Source organism: Pantoea sp. RG18, assembly GCF_025910075.1.
Classification (GTDB): domain Bacteria; phylum Pseudomonadota; class Gammaproteobacteria; order Enterobacterales; family Enterobacteriaceae; genus Pantoea; species Pantoea agglomerans.
On sequence record NZ_JAPCIL010000001.1, the window covers coordinates 85,042 to 102,120 of the forward strand.

Sequence of the window (17,079 nt, forward strand, 5' to 3'; positions counted from 1 at the left end):
TTATAACATTATGAAACGCACACTCTTTGCCCTCTTGATGGTCTTAAGTCCGGCTGTAATGGCACATCCTCACAGCTTCATCGATATGAAAACCGAACTGGTGGCGCAGGATGACACCTTTACGGGATTAAAGATGACCTGGACCATGGATGAGATTACCTCCGCCGATCTGCTTTATGACGCGGGCGAGGCGAAACCAGGCAGCGTGGTGTGGAAGAAGCTGGCGGCAGGCGTGATGGCGAACGTGCTGGGCCAGCACTACTTTTCTGAAATCTGGCACAACCAACAGCGGGTAAAGTTTTTGAATCTGCCAACCGAATACAACCTGTCACGTAACGGCCATAAAGCGGTGCTGGAATTTATTCTGCCGCTGGCGGAACCCCCGAAGCTGACCGGGCAGCGCTTTGAGATCCTGACTTTTGATCCCACCTATTTCGTCGATATGTTCTATGACAATCCCGGTGCGTTAACGCTGCCGACGGCGCTGCAGGCGCGCTGCAAGTTCGCGCTGAACACGCCAAAGCCCAATGATTCACTGAAGCAGTATGCGCTGTCGCTGGATAAAGCCGACGCGCCTGCAGAGGAGATGGATTTAGGCCGCCAGTTTGCCCAGACGGTGATACTGACATGTCAGTAATCTCCACACCGTTACGGGCTTCCCGCCTCTGGCCGCTGTGGCTGATGGCGGGCGTGCTGCTGAGCAGCGCATTGCTGGTCTGGCTCTACTGGCCGCAGATTCTGATGCAGAGCATACTGTGGCAAAAAGATCTGCATCGGCAGATGACTCAGTTGCTACAGCAGGTTGCGGAGCAGCCCCACCAGGCAGGCATTTCGTTGGTGATATTCAGCCTGCTGTATGGCGTACTGCACGCGCTGGGGCCGGGCCATGGCAAAGTGGTGATCGCGACCTTTCTGGCAACCCATCCCACCAGAGTGAAAACCAGTATCAGGCTGACGCTGCTCGCCTCACTGCTGCAGGGTTCGGTGGCGATTGCCCTGGTGACGGTGATGCTGGTGCTGCTGAAAACGTCATCGCGACAGCTGCATCTCAGCAGTTTCTGGCTGGAGAAGGGCAGTTATCTGCTGGTGATCGGGCTGGGTGTGATGATCGGTTATCGGGCGCTGCGTTCGCTGTGGCGGACATTGCGTCCGCGTCCGGCCCCGGTATTTCGCACCTTCAAACCTCACCATCAGCATGACGATCAGTGCGGATGCGGACACGCACATCTTCCGACACCGCAGCAGATGAGCGGCAATCTCAGCGTGAAAACCCAGCTGCTGGTGGTGGTGTCGATGGGATTACGTCCCTGTTCCGGCGCGATTATGATGCTGCTGTTTGCCAAAGTGATTGGGGTCTATGGCTGGGGGGTGATCTCTGCTGCGGTGATGGCGCTGGGCACGGCACTGACCATTTCGGCGATTGGCCTGCTGGTTCAGCAGGCGCGCACGGTGGCACAACGGCTGGCACAGCCTGGCGTTACCGCAGGCATGACGCGACTGCTGATCCCCGCGCTGGCCTTAACCGGCAGCCTGATTTTAATCGTAGCGGGTATCGCGCTATGGCAGTCAGCGCAGATGACGCTGGGTGGCGGAATTCGACCTTTCTGAATAAAAGCGCAGCGGAAATAAAATTGCCGCTGCGCTCTTCTCTTCGTTAATTATCTCTGAATTCATCTCTTTATTTTTTTCTCTGGCTGGTTTAGTGGTGAAATGACTATTCCCTGTCTACGCTGATAATACCAAAACGGCATTCCGCCGTCGGGATGATAAAAGATCAAGACCGCTTTCTGTTTATTGCGAGGAGTATATTTCATGGCTGATACCCGTATTAATAATGGCTATACCGAAACGCTGGCGACCGGGCCGGCTGGATTGCCGTTAAAACGTATTTCCTGGAGCGCCGTGTTTGCCGGTGTCATTTGTGCATTGATCGTTCACATTATTCTGACGCTGCTGGGAACCGCCATTGGTGCCACCACCATTGATCCGATGAAAGAACAGAATCCACTCGACGGCCTGGGCACAGGCGCGCTGGTCTGGACTGCCATTGAAATGCTGGTCGCGATGGCTGCAGGTAGTTATGTTGCAGGCCGACTGGCTCAGCGCGAAGGCGCACTGCACGGTTTACTGATGTTTGGCCTTAGCACAATTTTCACTATTTACCTGGCTATTGCGCTGGCGACCAGTGTATTAGGCGGCGCGATGAATATTGTGGGCTCAGGCTTCCAGGCGCTGGGTAGTGGTATTTCCGCCGCTGCGCCATCCGTTACCCAAATGGCAAAAGACAAACTGCAGGAGAGTAATATTAATTTAGATAACCTGCAGAACGAACTGGAAACGACTTTACGCCAGACCGGGAAACCGGAATTACAGCCAGAGAACTTAAAGCAGGATGCAAATAAAGAAGCGCAGAATGCTGAAAACCAGGCTAACAACACCGCAAACCATCCACAGACAGCGGATACTGATCTGGCTAACTGGTTAAAAGGGGTGATGGATCGTCATTCCGATACCCTGCAGGCAGCCGATCGTGATGCGCTGAAAAATATTATCAAAGCGCGCACCGGCAAAAGCGATCAGGAAGTGGATCAGATCGTGGCCAAAACTGAACAGAGCTATCAGCAGGCCGTTCAGAAGTATCAGGAACTGAAACAGCAGGCTGAACAGAAAGCGCGTGAAGCTGGTGAAAAAGCCGCTGCCGCGACTGCGAAAGCGAGCTGGTATGCCCTGATTCTGCTGATCATCGAAGCGGTGCTGGCAGGTGTGATGGGTATGGTAGGTCGTCGTACTCAGCCTCGTCAGGTGCTGTCACACGAACGTCGTTAATCATCACTGAGTAACAGGCAATAAAAAAGGCGGCTGAGAAGCCGCCTTTTTCTGTACTGAGACTTAGCGTTTTAACGCTTCGCTCAGCTCATCACGCATGTTCGACAGCATCGATTTCACCACACGTGGGTTACCCGCGACCAGGTTACCTGACAGCAGATAGCCGTGGTTGCCGGTGAAATCAGTCACCAGACCGCCCGCTTCACGGACCAGCAGTTCACCCGCCGCAAAATCCCACGGCTTCAGGCCAATCTCAAAATAGCCATCTACGCGACCGGCAGCCACATAGGCCAGATCCAGCGCAGCAGAACCGGTGCGGCGGAAGTCAGCACACTGGGTAAAGAGTTTGGTCATGATATTCATGTAAGCCGGCGCGTGCTGCTTCATTTTGAACGGGAAGCCGGTCGCCAGAACGGTGCCATCCAGATCGCGTGCCGTGCTGCCACGCAGACGATAGCCATTCAGCTGAGCGCCCTGACCGCGTGAAGAGGTGAAGAGTTCATTGCGCATTGGATCGTAAACGACGGCGACTTCAGTGCGGCCTTTAATGCGCACAGCGATAGAAACAGCAAAGTGGGGTAAACGTTTGATGAAGTTTGAGGTGCCATCCAGCGGATCGATAACCCATTGAACATCCTGATCTTCGCCCGCCAGTTCACCGCTTTCTTCAGTGATGATGGTATGTTTCGGGTAAGATTTACGAATAATTTCGATAATCAGGCGTTCTGCTTCGCGGTCAACATTCGTTACGAAGTCGTTGCTGCCTTTCTGGCTGGCTTCGACGGCGTCCGGGGTTTCATAATATTTGGCAATTAAATTTCCGGCCTTGCGCGCTGCGCGCACGGCAATGTTGAGCATTGGATGCATCGGTATCTCTCGCTGGATGTTAAAGAACGGGGAAAACGGCGCGGAGTATAGCAGCGTGTTCGGTAAATGTCCTGCTTTATGTTAATATTCTCTCTACTGATTTTACTGACCCGTTTCTGAGTATCCCTAATCATGTTGCAAAATATTCGTATCGTGCTGGTCGAGACTTCTCACACCGGTAACATGGGCTCCGTTGCGCGCGCCATGAAAACCATGGGCTTAACCAACCTCTATCTGGTTAACCCGCTGGTCAAGCCTGACTCACAGGCTATCTCACTCGCGGCCGGTGCCAGCGACGTTATCGGCGACGCAAAAATTGTCGACTCGCTGGATGAGGCCATTGCCGGATGCAGTCTGGTGGTCGGCACCAGTGCACGCTCCCGCTCGCTGCCCTGGCCGATGCTGGATGCGCGCGAATGTGGCGTGAAAAGCGTGGAAGAGGGCCAGCAGGCACCGGTTGCGCTGGTATTTGGTCGTGAACGTGTCGGCCTGACCAATGACGAGTTGCAGAAGTGCCACTATCACGTCGCGATTCAGGCAAACCCGGAATACAGCTCGCTGAACCTGGCGATGGCCGTACAGATTATCGCCTATGAAGTGCGCATGGCATGGTTACAGGCGCAGGCCAGCCCACCACCACAGTATGAAGAGTCACCTTATCCGCTGGTGGATGATCTGGAGCGCTTCTATCAGCATATGGAACAGATGATGCTGAACAGCGGCTTTATCCGTGAAGCCAATCCTGGCCAGGTGATGAGCAAACTGCGTCGTCTTTACACCCGCGCCCGCCCGGAACGCGATGAACTGAACATCCTGCGCGGCATGCTTTCGTCGTTTGAAAAGCGAAAAAACGATAAAAAAGAAGCAGATAATAGTTGAGTGAATTACCAGGTTAAATACCTGACTAATTTACCAGGTTAAATAGTTGACCAATTTACTCGGGAATGGCAGACTTCAGAGCATCTGTTGCTAATCCTCCGATAACCGGACGCTATTGAGGTCGTACGCTATGAGACTGACATCCAAAGGACGTTATGCCGTTACTGCAATGCTGGACGTTGCCCTTCACTCCCATGAAGGCCCGGTCCCGCTGGCTGATATTTCAGAGCGTCAGGGCATTTCGCTCTCCTATCTGGAGCAGTTATTCTCCCGATTGCGTAAAAATGAGCTGGTGTCCAGCGTACGTGGTCCGGGCGGCGGTTATCTGTTGGGCAAAGCGTCTAATACCATCTCTGTCGGTGAAGTGATCACCGCCGTTGATGAGTCTGTTGATGCCACCAAATGTCAGGGTAAAGAAGGCTGCCAGGGCGGCGAGCGTTGCCTGACTCACGTGCTGTGGCGCGATCTGAGCGTGCGTATCAGTGACTTCCTGAACAATATTACACTGGCTGAGCTGGTGAATAATCAGGAGATCCTGGATGTAGCCGATCGTCAGAATGCGATTGATAATCGTCGCTTCCAGAGCCCGCGCACGCAGGAAATTAACGTCAACCAACGCGCCTCGTAATCCCCGCTGTTGCGGCCCTTACTGCTAACGCGGTCAGGGCCGAATCTGCTATAAAGACGTATGATTTTTTATACGGAGCTGTAGCGCAATGAAATTACCGATTTACCTGGATTACGCCGCCACCACGCCGGCCGATCCGCGTGTGGCCAGCAAAATGATGCAGTTTCTGACGCTGGATGGCACGTTCGGTAATCCGGCCTCGCGATCGCACCGTTTTGGCTGGCAGTCTGAAGAAGCGGTTGATGTTGCGCGTAATCAGATCGCCGAACTGGTCAATGCCGATCCGCGTGAAATCATCTTTACCTCTGGCGCCACCGAATCCGATAACCTCGCGATTAAAGGTGCAGCTCACGCCCATCAGGCGCGCGGCAAACATATCATCACCAGCCAGACAGAACATAAAGCGGTGCTTGATAGCTGCCAGCAGCTTGAACGTGAAGGCTTTGCTGTCACTTATCTCACCCCGGCCGCTAACGGCATTATCTCGCCTGACCAGCTGCGTGCGGCGCTGCGCGACGACACGATTTTAGTCACCCTGATGCACGTGAATAATGAAACCGGAGTGATTCAGGATATCGCCGCCTTTGGCGAACTCTGCCGCGAACGTGAGATTCTGTTTCATGTGGATGCGACCCAGAGCGTCGGCAAGCTGCCTATCGATCTCAGCCAGTTACCGGTTGATTTGATGTCCTTTTCTGCCCACAAACTCTATGGCCCGAAAGGCATCGGCGCACTCTATGTCCGGCGTAAACCGCGTGTGCAGATTGCTGCGCAGATCCACGGCGGCGGACATGAACGCGGTATGCGATCCGGGACATTGCCGGTGCATCAGATTGTCGGCATGGGCGAGGCGTATCGTATCGCAGCAGAAGAGCGCGAAACCGAGATGGCGCGCCTGCAGACTCTGCGCGATCGTCTGTGGCAGGGCATCAGCACACTGCCCGGCGTCACCCTCAATGGCGATCTGCATCAGAGCGCACCGAACATTCTTAACCTCAGTTTTGCTGACGTTGAGGGTGAATCACTGATCATGGCGCTGAAAGATCTGGCGCTCTCTTCCGGATCGGCCTGCACCTCCGCCAGCCTGGAGCCTTCCTATGTATTGCGGGCGCTGGGCCTGAGTGAAGAGCTGGCGCACAGTTCGCTGCGCTTCTCGCTGGGACGCTTCACTACCGAGGAAGAGATCGACTACGCCATTGCCCTGGTGCAGAAATCAGTGACCCGTCTGCGGGCCTTAATGAAATCCTGATATCCGGTCATAGTCCGGAAATTGCGCCTATATTTGCACTTCGCTGGCAACACCTGACGGAATCTGTTATCAGGTCTCTCTGCGAATTATATTTAACATCTTATTAAAGCCGTTATAACAATCAGGCTGGATGAAACAGATAACGATTATGGAGCTTTTCGATGACCACACAACCCATGAATATTACGCTTAGCAGCCAGCCCGCCGATGCGCGCTGGGGCGAAAAAGCGATTCTCAGCAGCAACGACAGCGGCATGATACTGCATCTGACCGGCGCGGATGCGCTGAATATCATTCAGCGTGCGGCTCACAAAATCGACAGCCAGGGGATCCGCCATGTGGCGCTGACCGGCGAAGGCTGGCACCTTGAGCAGTGCTGGGCATTCTGGCAGGGCTTCCGTGGTCCGAAAGGCCAGCGTCAGGTTGAGTGGCCGGCGCTGGGCGAACATGAGCAGGCGGAGTTTGATCGCCGTCTGAAAATTATCGACTGGGTTCGCAACGTTATTAACCTGCCCGCGGAAGATCTGGGGCCGGAACAGCTGGCGCACAATGCAGTCGATCTGATCAGTGAAGTGGGCGGAAGCGCCGTCAGCTATCGCATCACCAAAGGCGACGATCTGCGGGTACAGGGGTATATGGGCCTGCACACTGTTGGACGCGGTTCAAATCGTCCGCCGGTATTTCTGGCACTCGATTACAACCCGACCGGCGACGACGATGCCCCGGTCTACGCCTGTCTGGTCGGTAAAGGCATCACCTTTGATACCGGTGGCTACAGCCTGAAGCAGAGCAGCTTCATGGACTCAATGAAATCTGACATGGGCGGCGCGGCGACCGTCACCGGCGCGCTGGCCATGGCGATTTCGCGCGGTCTTAACAAGCGCGTCAAACTCTACCTCTGCTGTGCCGATAACATGGTCAGCAGCAATGCCTTTAAACTGGGCGACATTATTCGCTATCGCAACGGTAAATCGGTGGAAGTGATGAACACCGATGCGGAAGGGCGTCTGGTCTTGGCCGACGGTTTAATCGACGCCAGCGAGCAGAACCCGACGATGATCATCGATGCTGCGACGCTGACCGGTGCGGCCAAGACGGCGCTGGGCAACGATTACCATGCGCTGTTTACCTTTGATGATGTGATGGCACAGTCGCTGATGGGCAGCGCGGTGAGTGAGAACGAACCTTTCTGGCGTCTGCCGCTGGCCGAATTCCATCGCAGCCATCTGCCGTCTAACTTCGCCGATCTCAATAATATCGCCAGCCCGTCACATGCGGCGGGTGCCAGTAGCGCGGCAGCGTTCCTGTCACACTTCGTCAGTAACTATCAGCAGGGCTGGCTGCACATCGACTGCTCCGCGACCTATCGCAAAGGCGCAGTTGACCAGTGGGCGGCGGGTGCAACAGGTCTTGGCGTGCGTACCCTCGCCAATCTGTTACTGAAATAAGCCGATCTCAGCGGTGGCTGATGCCGCCGCTGTTCAGAGGGAAACTATGAATCGTCTTGAAGAGGTGCTGAAGCTGGCGGCCACTGAGCCTGCCCATCGGCCCGAGTTTTTTCAGCTGCTGCTGGAATCTGATGCCTGGGTGCCAGGTGAAAGCACCACGCAACAGCTTGATGCCAGCACGCCCGTTGATCTGCAGCACTGGGAAAAAGAGGATGGCAGCAGCATCATTCCTTTTTTCACGTCAGAAGAGGCGATGAGTGAAGCGGTGAGCGGTGAGCAGTCCTGGCTGCGTCTGCCGGTACGGACGCTGTTTGAGATTACACGTGGCGAGACGCTGTTTCTCAATCCCAAACTGCCTTCCGGTAAAGAGTTTACTGCGGCCGAGATCACCCATCTGCTGGCTGAAGAGGGCAGTGCTCTAAGTCAGCAAACCGTTCTGGAAGGCGGACAGTCACTATTGCTGTCTGAGGTGGCTGAACCCCCTGCGCAGATGATCGACTCACTGACTCAGCTCTTCAGCAAGCATAAGCAGGTGCGTCGCGCGTTTATCGCCAGTATCCGTGAGCGGGCTGACGAAGCGCCCAATCTGCTGATTGGCATTGAAGCGGACAGCAATATTGAGACGATCATTCAGGCGGCGGGCAGCGTGGCAACCGATACGCTGCCGGACGATGCGCCGGTTGATATCTGTGAGGTGACGCTGAACGATCGCGGCATCAGCCACTTCTTTACCGCCCATATCACGCCATTCTATGAGCGTCGCTGGGGCAGTTTCCTGCGCGACTTCAAGGGAAGTGAGCGGATTATCTGAGACAACAAAGTAAACAGGCGGCTCATGGGCCGCCTGTTTTTTATTTCGCGATAGGTAAGTCGTCGCGACTGCCCCATTCGCCCCAGGATCCGTCATACAGCGTGACATCCCGTGCGCCCAGCGCCGTCAGCGCCAGAATCACCACCACCGCCGTCACGCCTGAGCCACAGCTGGCGACCACCGGTTGGGTAATATCGACGCCCGCATCGGCAAACAGCGTCTGAAGTTCCGCCTCCGGCTTGAGTTTTCCCTGTTCAACCAGGCTGTTCCACGGCACGTTCAGGCTGTTGGGAATATGGCCACGATGCAATCCGGGACGTGGTTCATCCACTTCGGCGTTAAAGCGATTGGCAGGACGCGCATCAATAATCTGTGCGCCGCCTTCATGGCTGATCAGCAGTACGTCCGTCAGGCGCTTCACCCGGCTTTCATCTGCGTGGGCCTCAAACTCACCTTCCGGCAGATTCACTTCGCCGGTTGCCAGCGCAAAACCGGCTTCTTTCCAGCCCTGCAAGCCCCCGGCCAGAATCGACACCTGAGCCACACCAAAGGTTTTCAGCATCCACCAGGCGCGTGGCGCAGAAAAGAGATTACCCTCGTCATACACCACTAGGTGCTTATCACTGCTGACACCCAGTTCACGCATCGCGACGGCAAAACTTTCGGCGCGGGGCAGCATATGGGGGTAAGGGCTGGTGTGATCGGAAAGCGCTTCAATATCGAAGTAAGGGGCGTCGGGTAAATGACCCGCCAGATATTCGGCCTGGATATCGCGAACCGCTTCCATCCCGGGTGGCAACAACCGTGCATCCAGCACCTGAAGCCGCTCATCGTTGTAGTGCTCTTGTAACCAGTCGGCGGACACAAACAGTGGCGTCGTCATAATAACCTCATCTCAGCAATCTGTCATACCAGTGTCAGGGAATGTGCGCACCATCTCAAGAGAAGCGTTGATTAAATGCGAGCATTGATATGAAATTGCGCTGCGTAATCAAACGACACTCCCTGCGTCCCGGTGAAGGAACTACCATGAAGAAACGCAATACCCGGCTGCTGCTCAGCATGCTGATCGGTGGTTCGCTGCTGTCAGCGACCCTGTTACCTGTTTTGCCTCTCCAGGCGGCAGAAGCACCCGCAACCTCCCAGGTCAGCAAACCGCTGACGATTATCGATCTCTCGGAACTGCAGATCGATAATGCCGCTGCGCTGGTCTTAACCTTCAGTCAGCCGCTTGATGATAAACAGGATATCGCGCAAAAAGTCAGGCTGACCGACGATAAACAGGGCCGGGTGGATGGCGGCTGGGAGCTTTCCGCTAACCGCAAAACGTTGCGCTTCCGCCATCCCGAGCCGTCACGTCACTTCACCGTCACGGTGGATGCGGGACTGCGCGCGGCCAGCGGAGAGACGCTTGCCGCCGATTACAGTCAGAAAATCGCCACCCGTGATATCCAGCCGATGGTGGGCTTTGCCATTCGCGGTTCACTGCTGCCGCTGCGTATCACGCAGGGACTGCCGGTGCTGGCGCTGAATGTTGACCAGGTCGATGTCGATTTCTTCCGGATAAAGAATGCCGGCCTGGCGGAATTTCTCTCGCAGTGGAATTACGGCAACAACCTCTCAAGCTGGCAGTCGCAGGAGCTGCTGAAAAGCAGCCAGCTGGTCTATAGCGGACGCTTTGAGCTCAACCCGGCGCGTAACACGCGTGAAAAATTGCAGCTGCCGATGCGTGACATTACCGCACTTCAGCAGCCGGGCGTCTATCTGGCGGTGATGAAGCAGGCCGGTACTTATCGCTACAGCCAGCCCGCCACGCTTTTCACCCTCAGCGATATTGGCCTGTCACTGCATCGCTTCCCGACCCGGTTTGAACTGTTCGCCCAGAGTCTGGCAGACGGTCAGCCGCTTTCCGGGGTCAGCGTCAGGTTACTGGATGAGAAGGGGCAGGTGCTGCAAAGCGGAACCAGTGACAGTACCGGTCATCTGAGCCTCAAGGCGGATGAAAAAGGCAAGCTCCTGCTGGCAATTCAGGGAGAACAGACCTCAATGATCGACCTGGCGCGTCCGGCGCTGGATCTCGCTGAATTCCCGGTCGCGGGGCCGCAGGGCTATGACAAACAGCTGTTTGTTTTTGGTCCGCGCGATATCTATCGTCCTGGCGAAACGGTCATCGTGAATGCGCTGCTTCGCGATGCCGACGGACACCCCTTGCCCGCGCAGCCGATCAAAGCGGAGCTGGTGCAGCCCGATGGCCAGGTGATGCGGACTTTTGTCTGGCAGCCTGAAGCGGGATTCTACCAGCAGCGACTGGCGCTGTCCGCATCGGCCATGACCGGCGACTGGATGTTGCGACTGAATACCGGCGATAACCTCAAGCGAGAGTGGAAGTTTCACGTCGAAGATTTTCTGCCGGAGCGTATGGCGTTAACCCTGAAAAATGACCCTCAGCCACAGGCCGCTGATGCCAGTGTTGAGTTCGGTATTGAGGGGCGCTATCTCTATGGCGCCCCGGCAGCAGGTAACACGCTACAGGGTCAACTCTATCTGCGACCGGCACGCGAGGCGGTGACTGCACTGCCAGGCTACCAGTTTGGTGACATCACCGAAGAGGGGTTAAAGCGGACGCTGGATGAGGTGGATCTCAAGCTCGATGCCAGCGGTAAAGCACAACTCACGGTAGAAAATCAGTGGGATCAGCTCCACTCTCCGCTCAATCTGATCCTGCAGGCCAGCCTGCTGGAAACCGGCGGACGTCCGGTCACCCGTCGTGCCACCCAGGCCATCTGGCCCGCTGAAGCGCTGCCGGGTATCCGGCCGCTGTTTGGTAACAAGGCGGTTTATGACTACCGCAGTGACAGCTATCACGATGAGCCGACCGTGCCGGAACAGAGCCTGGCCGAATTCGACATTGTCTATGCCAACAGTCAGGGCAAAAAACTGGCGGCAGAGAAGCTGGATGTTCGCCTGATCCGTGAACGCCATGATTACTACTGGAGCTTCTCTGACAGCGAAGGCTGGCAGTCGCAGTATAGCGACAAGGATCTGCAGGAAGATGAACGCGCCATCTCTGTCCCGGCTGATGGCAGCACCAAAGTCAGCTTCCCGGTCGAGTGGGGCCACTACCGGCTGGAAGTGCAGGCGGGCGAGAAGATCGTCAGCAGCGTCCGGTTCCAGGCGGGTTATGACTGGCAGGATAACACCAACGGCACGGGTGCATTGCGCCCGGATCAGGTCAGACTGAAGCTGGATAAAGCGGCTTACCAGCCGGGCGATACCGTGCATCTGCAGGTTGAGTCACCGGCGGCCGGTAAAGGTTACCTGATGGTGGAGTCGAGCAGCGGCACGCTCTGGTGGCAGCCACTGACCGTACCAAAGGGCGGCACAACGGTGGATGTCCCTGTTGCTGAGAGCTGGCAGCGTCACGATCTCTACTTCAGCGCCATCGTGGTGCGTGACGGCGATAAGGTCAGTGGCGCAACGCCAAAACGCGCGGTGGGGCTGTTGCATCTGCCGATGGCGACGGAGGCGCGCCGCTTAAATCTGACGCTGGATGCGCCCGATAAAATCCGTCCTGAGCAACGCCTGACGGTAAAAGTCCACGCCAGTCGTGATGGCGGCCCGCTGCCTGAAAAAGTGAATGTACTGCTGTCAGCGGTGGACAGCGGCGTTCTGAGCGTGACGGATTTTAAAACGCCCGATCCGTGGCAGGCTTTCTTTGGCCGTAAACGCTACAACGTCGATCAGTACGACGTCTTTGGCCAGCTGATCGAAGGCGGTGGCCGGCTCGCGGCGCTGCGTTTTGGTGGTGATGGCGAGGATGAATCGATGACGCGCGGCGGCAAAAAGCCGGTGACGCACGTCAATATCGTGGCGCAGCAGTTACAGGCAGTCACACTGGATAAAGAGGGCAACGGATCGATTACGCTGCCGATCCCGGCCTTTAACGGCGAACTGCGGCTGATGACTCAGGCCTGGAGCGACGACAGCTTCGGCGCGGCAGAGCGCAAACTGGTGGTCGCGGCGCCGCTGATCAGCGAACTGGCCACCCCGCGCTTCCTTGCCAGCGGCGATACAGCCTCACTGGCGCTGGATCTCACTAACCTGACCGATCTGCCGCAAACCCTGAAGGTGGATCTGAGCAGCAGTGGCTTAGTGGATCTGGCCGGGGCTGCCAGCCAGAGTGTGACGCTGGCCAAAGGCGCGCGTACCACACTTCAGATTCCGGTCATGGCGAAAACCGGCTTTGGTGATGGCGAGGTTGCCGTGCAGATTTCCGGTCTGAACCTGCCGGGCGAGCAGGTGAAGCCCAGCAAACAGCAGTGGAAAATCGGCGTCAGACCACCTTATCCGGCCCGGACGCTGAATTTCGATGCCGTCATCAATTCCGATCAGCCCTGGCAGGTCGCGGCAGCCGCGTTTACCGGCCTGGATGCTCAGACCCTGAGTGGACAGCTGACGCTGAGCAATCGTCCGCCGCTCAATATCGCCAGCTATATCAGTGCGCTTTACGCCTATCCCTACGGCTGTCTGGAACAGACCACCAGCGGCCTCTGGCCGTCGCTCTACACCAGCCATGCCGAGCTGACCGCGATGGGGATAAAAACCAGCAGTGATGAGGCGCGCCGGGCCGCCGTCGACACCGGCATTGCCCGTCTGGCGGGCATGCAGCGGGCCAACGGTAGCTTCGGGCTGTGGGACAAGCAGAGTGAGGAGGAGTTCTGGCTGACGCCTTACGTGACCGATTTCCTGCTTCGCGCCAGCGAGGCGGGCTATGCGCTGCCGGATAATGTAGTTGACCGCGCTAACGCACGGCTGCTGCGCTATCTGCAGGATCCCGCGCAGATCAGCGGCGGCGGCAGTGATAACAACGCCGCGCTGCAGTTCAGCGTGCAGGCTTACGCCGGACTGGTGCTGGCGCGTCAGCAGCGTGCGCCGCTGGGGGCGCTGCGCGCATTGTATGAAAAGCGTGAGAAGGCCCGCTCCGGTCTGGCGCTGATGCAGCTTGGCGTGGCGCTGAAGCTGATGGGTGACGGGCAGCGCGCATCGCTTGCGATCATGCAGGGTGCCAGTCTGACGCGCTCAGATAAAGAGTGGTATGGCGACTATGGCAGCACGGTGCGCGATGAGGGGATGATGATATCCCTGTTAGCAGAGAATAAGCTGCAGCCCGATCTACAGAATAGTCTGCTGCTGTCGCTGTCAAAAGAGGTCAACGGCAAGCGCTGGTTCTCGACTCAGGAGAATAACGCGCTCTATTTAGCGGCGCATACGCTGCAGCGTGCGCAGGGCGGAAGCTGGCAGGCGCAACTGTCGGGCAATGCACAGCCTCTGCAGGGTGATGCGCCACTGAATAAAGGGCTGGGGGCTGAACGACTGTTGCAGGGCTTAGCCATCAGTAATCCGGGCAGTGCGCCGCTGTATGGTCGTCTGGATGTCACCGGTTATCCGCTGGCCGCGCCACAGCCGGAGAGCAATGTGCTCGGGATAAAACGTGAATACTTTACGCTGGATGGCAAAGCCGCCGATCTCAGCAATCTGCGCAGCGGCGAGTTGCTGGTGGTGCGTCTGACCGTTTCGTCGAAGCGCAGCATCACCGATGCGCTGGTGGTGGATCTGCTGCCTGCCGGTCTGGAGCTGGAAAACCAGAACCTGGCTGACAGCAGCGCCAGCCTCGGCGACAGTGCGGATGCGCTGAAGGAGAGCATGGGTGACATGCAGCAGGCAGACATCAGACACATTGAGTTCCGTGACGATCGCTTTGTGGCGGCACTGGCGGTGGATACTTATCGTCCCGCGACGCTGGTCTACCTGGCGCGGGCGGTCACACCGGGTCGCTATCTGATGCCACCACCGCAGGTCGAGTCGATGTATGTGCCGGAGTGGCGCGCCACCGGCAGCACGCCGTCGCAGCTGCATATTCAGTAAGTGACGCGACGCGTGGTAAACGTCAGCAGCATCAAAAAGTGGTGGCTCGCGCTGCCGCTTTTTTTTCTGGCGCTGTGGCTGGCGACATGGGGGCTGGATCGGCTTTTCCCATTGCCGCTTAAACAGGTGCAACCTGCGCGGGTGATTGTTGCCAGCGACGGTACACCATTGTGGCGCTTTGCAGACAGCAAGGGGATCTGGCGCTATCCGGTCACGCCAGAGGAGGTGGCTCCGGCCTATCTGCAGGCGCTGCTGACCTACGAAGATCGCTGGTTCTGGTATCATCCCGGCATCAATCCCCTGGCTCTGCTGCGTGCCGCCTGGCAGGATCTGCGCCATCAGAGCGTGATTTCCGGAGGCAGCACGCTGACCATGCAGGTGGCACGCCTTATCGACCCGCAACCCCGGACGCTGCGCGGCAAGCTGATTCAGGCGTGGCGGGCGCTGCAGCTGGAGTGGCATCTTTCCAAACGTGACATCCTGACGCTCTATCTTAACCGTGCGCCCTTTGGCGGCACGCTGGAAGGGGTGGGCGCGGCCAGCTGGAGCTGGCTGGGAAAAGCCCCGTCACAGCTGACGCCGGGCGAGGCGGCGCTGCTGGCCGTTTTGCCGCAGGCACCCAGCCGTCTGCGACCCGATCGCTGGCCGGAGCGGGCAGAAGCCGCACGCAACAAAGTGCTGGATCGGCTGGCGGAATACCGCATCTGGTCCGCTGAACAGGTGGCGGAAATCCGCCAGGAGCCGGTGTGGCTGCCGCCGCGCCAGATGCCACAGATGGCGCCGCTGCTGGCCCGGCGGCTGCTGTCGATCAGCCACAGCGATAAGATTGTCTCTACACTTGACCCCTCACTGCAGCGCGAACTGGAAAGCCTGGCGCTGAATGTTAAAAATCAGCTTCCACCACGCACCTCGCTGGCGATGCTGGTGGTGGATCACACCACCATGGCGGTTCGCGGCTACGTCGGCTCGGCTGACTTTACCGATGACAGCCGTTTTGGCCATGTAGATATGATCGCCAGCGTGCGTTCGCCAGGCTCGGTGTTAAAACCCTTTATTTACGGCATGGCGCTGGATGAGGGGCTGATTCATGCTGAATCACTGCTGCAGGATGTGCCGCGTCGCTTTGGTGATTACCGGCCAGGCAACTTCGATACCGGATTTCACGGGCCGGTCAGCGCCAGTGACGCACTGGTGCGGTCGCTGAATCTGCCTGCGGTGCAGCTTCTGGAGGCGCTGGGACCGAAAAACGTAGCAGCGCGCCTGCGCAATGTCGGTCTCAACTTACGTTTTCCCCCCGGCGCTGAACCTAATCTTTCGCTGATTCTCGGCGGCACCGGAGCGCGCATGGATGAGATCGTGGCAGCCTACAGCGCCTTTGCCCGCCACGGCAACGCCGGCCAGCTGCGCTGGATGCCCGATCAACCCTTACAGCAGCGGCCGCTGCTTTCGCCTGAGTCGGCGTGGATCATCCGGCGTATCCTGGCCGGGGAAGCGCAGCCCGCGGGCAATGGCAGCGTACCCGATGTGGTGCCACTGGCCTGGAAAACCGGCACCAGTTATGGCTACCGCGACGCCTGGTCGGTGGGGATCAATCCCCGTTATCTGATTGGCGTCTGGGTCGGAAGACCGGATGCGACGCCGGTTGCCGGGCAGTTTGGTTTTGCCTCTGCCGTGCCCGTCATGAATCAGATCAACAGCCTGCTGATGAGTCGCCTTGGCAGACGTGACGTTCCGGGCGATCCGCGGCCGGCCTCGGTGACGGTGGCGACCATTTGCTGGCCTGGCGGTCAGCCGTTGCCCGCCGGAGACGAAAACTGTCGCCAGCGGCGGCAAAGCTGGGTTGCCGCCGACACGCTGCCGCCTACATTGCTGGCTCCCGGTCAGGAGAGCCTCAGCGGATTACGCCTGGGCTACTGGCAGAATGCGCAGGGACTGCGCGTCGCAGCAGACTGCCCCGACGCCACCCGCCATGAACGGCTGGTCTGGCCGCTGCCGCTGGAAGCCTGGCTGCCGCCTCAGGAGCGGCGGGCGCAACGCCTGCCCCCTGTCGATGCCCGGTGTCCGCCGTTACAGCAGGGCAGCAGCGCTCCGCTGATCGTTACCGGCGTGATTGAGGGGCAAATTGTCAGACCGCTGCCGGGCAGGAGCGCGCTGACAATGCCGGTCGCGGTGCAGGGAGGGCAGGGCGCGCAGCGCTGGTGGTTCCTGAATGGTGAGCCTCTGATGACGCAGAACGCCGCAGACAGCCTGTCGCTGCAGCTCGATCATCCGGGCGAGTATCAGCTGGTGGTGATGGATGAAGAGGGGCAACTTGTCTCGGTCACCTTCAGCCGGGGCTGACGATTTTTTGCGCTAAATCATAACTATGGCGCGTCTGCTTCGACTCAGATCAAGATTTTTCATCAAATTAGGGATCTCTGATAGGCAATGCCGGACTCAGCCCCTA

Annotated in this window: 12 protein-coding genes; 10 read left to right on the forward strand and 2 right to left on the reverse strand. The window is 57.7% G+C overall.

Going from position 1 to position 17,079, the window contains the following annotated elements:
- Positions 1 to 10: 10 nt before the first annotated feature.
- The 3 genes from OK409_RS00395 to OK409_RS00405 all read left to right on the forward strand — a co-directional run bounded on the left by OK409_RS00395 (position 11) and on the right by OK409_RS00405 (position 2,826).
- Positions 11 to 637 carry a DUF1007 family protein gene (locus OK409_RS00395; protein WP_010257608.1) on the forward strand — a complete coding sequence of 209 codons (627 nt, stop codon included), beginning with the start codon at positions 11 to 13 and terminating at the stop codon, positions 635 to 637.
- Entirely contained in the window at positions 628 to 1,608 is a 981-nt protein-coding gene (locus OK409_RS00400; RefSeq protein ID WP_264366634.1) for a nickel/cobalt transporter, read from the forward strand. Before OK409_RS00395 ends, OK409_RS00400 begins: the two co-directional genes overlap by 10 nt.
- Positions 1,609 to 1,812: 204 nt before the next feature.
- Positions 1,813 to 2,826: a TIGR04086 family membrane protein gene (locus OK409_RS00405; protein ID WP_010257601.1), complete on the forward strand. Its 1,014-nt coding sequence runs from the start codon at positions 1,813 to 1,815 to the stop codon at positions 2,824 to 2,826.
- Between the two features lie 63 nt (positions 2,827 to 2,889).
- Here OK409_RS00405 and suhB read toward each other — a convergent pair whose 3' ends face one another.
- Positions 2,890 to 3,693, reverse strand: a complete 804-nt coding sequence (gene suhB, locus OK409_RS00410; RefSeq protein WP_008926709.1) for an inositol-1-monophosphatase — start codon at positions 3,691 to 3,693, stop codon at positions 2,890 to 2,892.
- A 132-nt stretch (positions 3,694 to 3,825) separates the two neighbouring features.
- On the opposite strand from suhB, the gene trmJ reads away from it, so the two are divergent.
- From trmJ to sseB, 5 genes are all read left to right on the forward strand, one after another.
- On the forward strand, positions 3,826 to 4,572 hold the full coding sequence (trmJ, locus tag OK409_RS00415; protein ID WP_264366635.1) for a tRNA (cytosine(32)/uridine(32)-2'-O)-methyltransferase TrmJ: 747 nt from the start codon (positions 3,826 to 3,828) through the stop codon (positions 4,570 to 4,572).
- A 130-nt stretch (positions 4,573 to 4,702) separates the two neighbouring features.
- Positions 4,703 to 5,200: a Fe-S cluster assembly transcriptional regulator IscR gene (gene iscR / locus OK409_RS00420; protein WP_010257591.1), complete on the forward strand. Its 498-nt coding sequence runs from the start codon at positions 4,703 to 4,705 to the stop codon at positions 5,198 to 5,200.
- Positions 5,201 to 5,288: 88 nt separating this feature from the next.
- Positions 5,289 to 6,449 (forward strand): IscS subfamily cysteine desulfurase, encoded by a 1,161-nt coding sequence (locus tag OK409_RS00425; protein ID WP_191922844.1) that lies wholly within the window; start codon positions 5,289 to 5,291, stop codon positions 6,447 to 6,449.
- A 161-nt stretch (positions 6,450 to 6,610) separates the two neighbouring features.
- Complete coding sequence (gene pepB / locus OK409_RS00430) at positions 6,611 to 7,897, forward strand: aminopeptidase PepB (protein ID WP_264366636.1); 1,287 nt, start codon at positions 6,611 to 6,613, stop codon at positions 7,895 to 7,897.
- 46 nt (positions 7,898 to 7,943) lie between these two features.
- On the forward strand, positions 7,944 to 8,708 hold the full coding sequence (gene sseB / locus OK409_RS00435) for an enhanced serine sensitivity protein SseB (RefSeq protein ID WP_010257582.1): 765 nt from the start codon (positions 7,944 to 7,946) through the stop codon (positions 8,706 to 8,708).
- A 40-nt stretch (positions 8,709 to 8,748) separates the two neighbouring features.
- Here sseB and sseA read toward each other — a convergent pair whose 3' ends face one another.
- Positions 8,749 to 9,591: a 3-mercaptopyruvate sulfurtransferase gene (sseA, locus tag OK409_RS00440; protein WP_010257579.1), complete on the reverse strand. Its 843-nt coding sequence runs from the start codon at positions 9,589 to 9,591 to the stop codon at positions 8,749 to 8,751.
- A 146-nt stretch (positions 9,592 to 9,737) separates the two neighbouring features.
- Between sseA and OK409_RS00445 the strand changes: the two genes are divergently transcribed.
- Together OK409_RS00445 and pbpC are read left to right on the forward strand one after the other, a co-directional pair.
- Positions 9,738 to 14,633 (forward strand): alpha-2-macroglobulin family protein, encoded by a 4,896-nt coding sequence (locus OK409_RS00445; RefSeq protein ID WP_264366637.1) that lies wholly within the window; start codon positions 9,738 to 9,740, stop codon positions 14,631 to 14,633.
- Positions 14,634 to 16,973, forward strand: a complete 2,340-nt coding sequence (pbpC, locus tag OK409_RS00450) for a peptidoglycan glycosyltransferase PbpC (RefSeq protein ID WP_264366638.1) — start codon at positions 14,634 to 14,636, stop codon at positions 16,971 to 16,973.
- Positions 16,974 to 17,079 lie beyond the last annotated feature (106 nt).

What these genes read in the sequence shown, in the direction of transcription:
- OK409_RS00445 (WP_264366637.1), top strand. Translation starts at nt 9,738, where the DNA reads ATGAAGAAACGCAATACCCGGCTGCTGCTCAGCATGCTGATCGGTGGT.
- trmJ (WP_264366635.1), top strand. Translation starts at nt 3,826, where the DNA reads ATGTTGCAAAATATTCGTATCGTGCTGGTCGAGACTTCTCACACCGGT.
- sseA (WP_010257579.1), bottom strand. Translation starts at nt 9,591, where the DNA reads ATGACGACGCCACTGTTTGTGTCCGCCGACTGGTTACAAGAGCACTAC.
- OK409_RS00395 (WP_010257608.1), top strand. Translation starts at nt 11, where the DNA reads ATGAAACGCACACTCTTTGCCCTCTTGATGGTCTTAAGTCCGGCTGTA.
- OK409_RS00405 (WP_010257601.1), top strand. Translation starts at nt 1,813, where the DNA reads ATGGCTGATACCCGTATTAATAATGGCTATACCGAAACGCTGGCGACC.
- suhB (WP_008926709.1), bottom strand. Translation starts at nt 3,693, where the DNA reads ATGCATCCAATGCTCAACATTGCCGTGCGCGCAGCGCGCAAGGCCGGA.
- pepB (WP_264366636.1), top strand. Translation starts at nt 6,611, where the DNA reads ATGACCACACAACCCATGAATATTACGCTTAGCAGCCAGCCCGCCGAT.
- iscR (WP_010257591.1), top strand. Translation starts at nt 4,703, where the DNA reads ATGAGACTGACATCCAAAGGACGTTATGCCGTTACTGCAATGCTGGAC.
- OK409_RS00425 (WP_191922844.1), top strand. Translation starts at nt 5,289, where the DNA reads ATGAAATTACCGATTTACCTGGATTACGCCGCCACCACGCCGGCCGAT.
- OK409_RS00400 (WP_264366634.1), top strand. Translation starts at nt 628, where the DNA reads ATGTCAGTAATCTCCACACCGTTACGGGCTTCCCGCCTCTGGCCGCTG.
- sseB (WP_010257582.1), top strand. Translation starts at nt 7,944, where the DNA reads ATGAATCGTCTTGAAGAGGTGCTGAAGCTGGCGGCCACTGAGCCTGCC.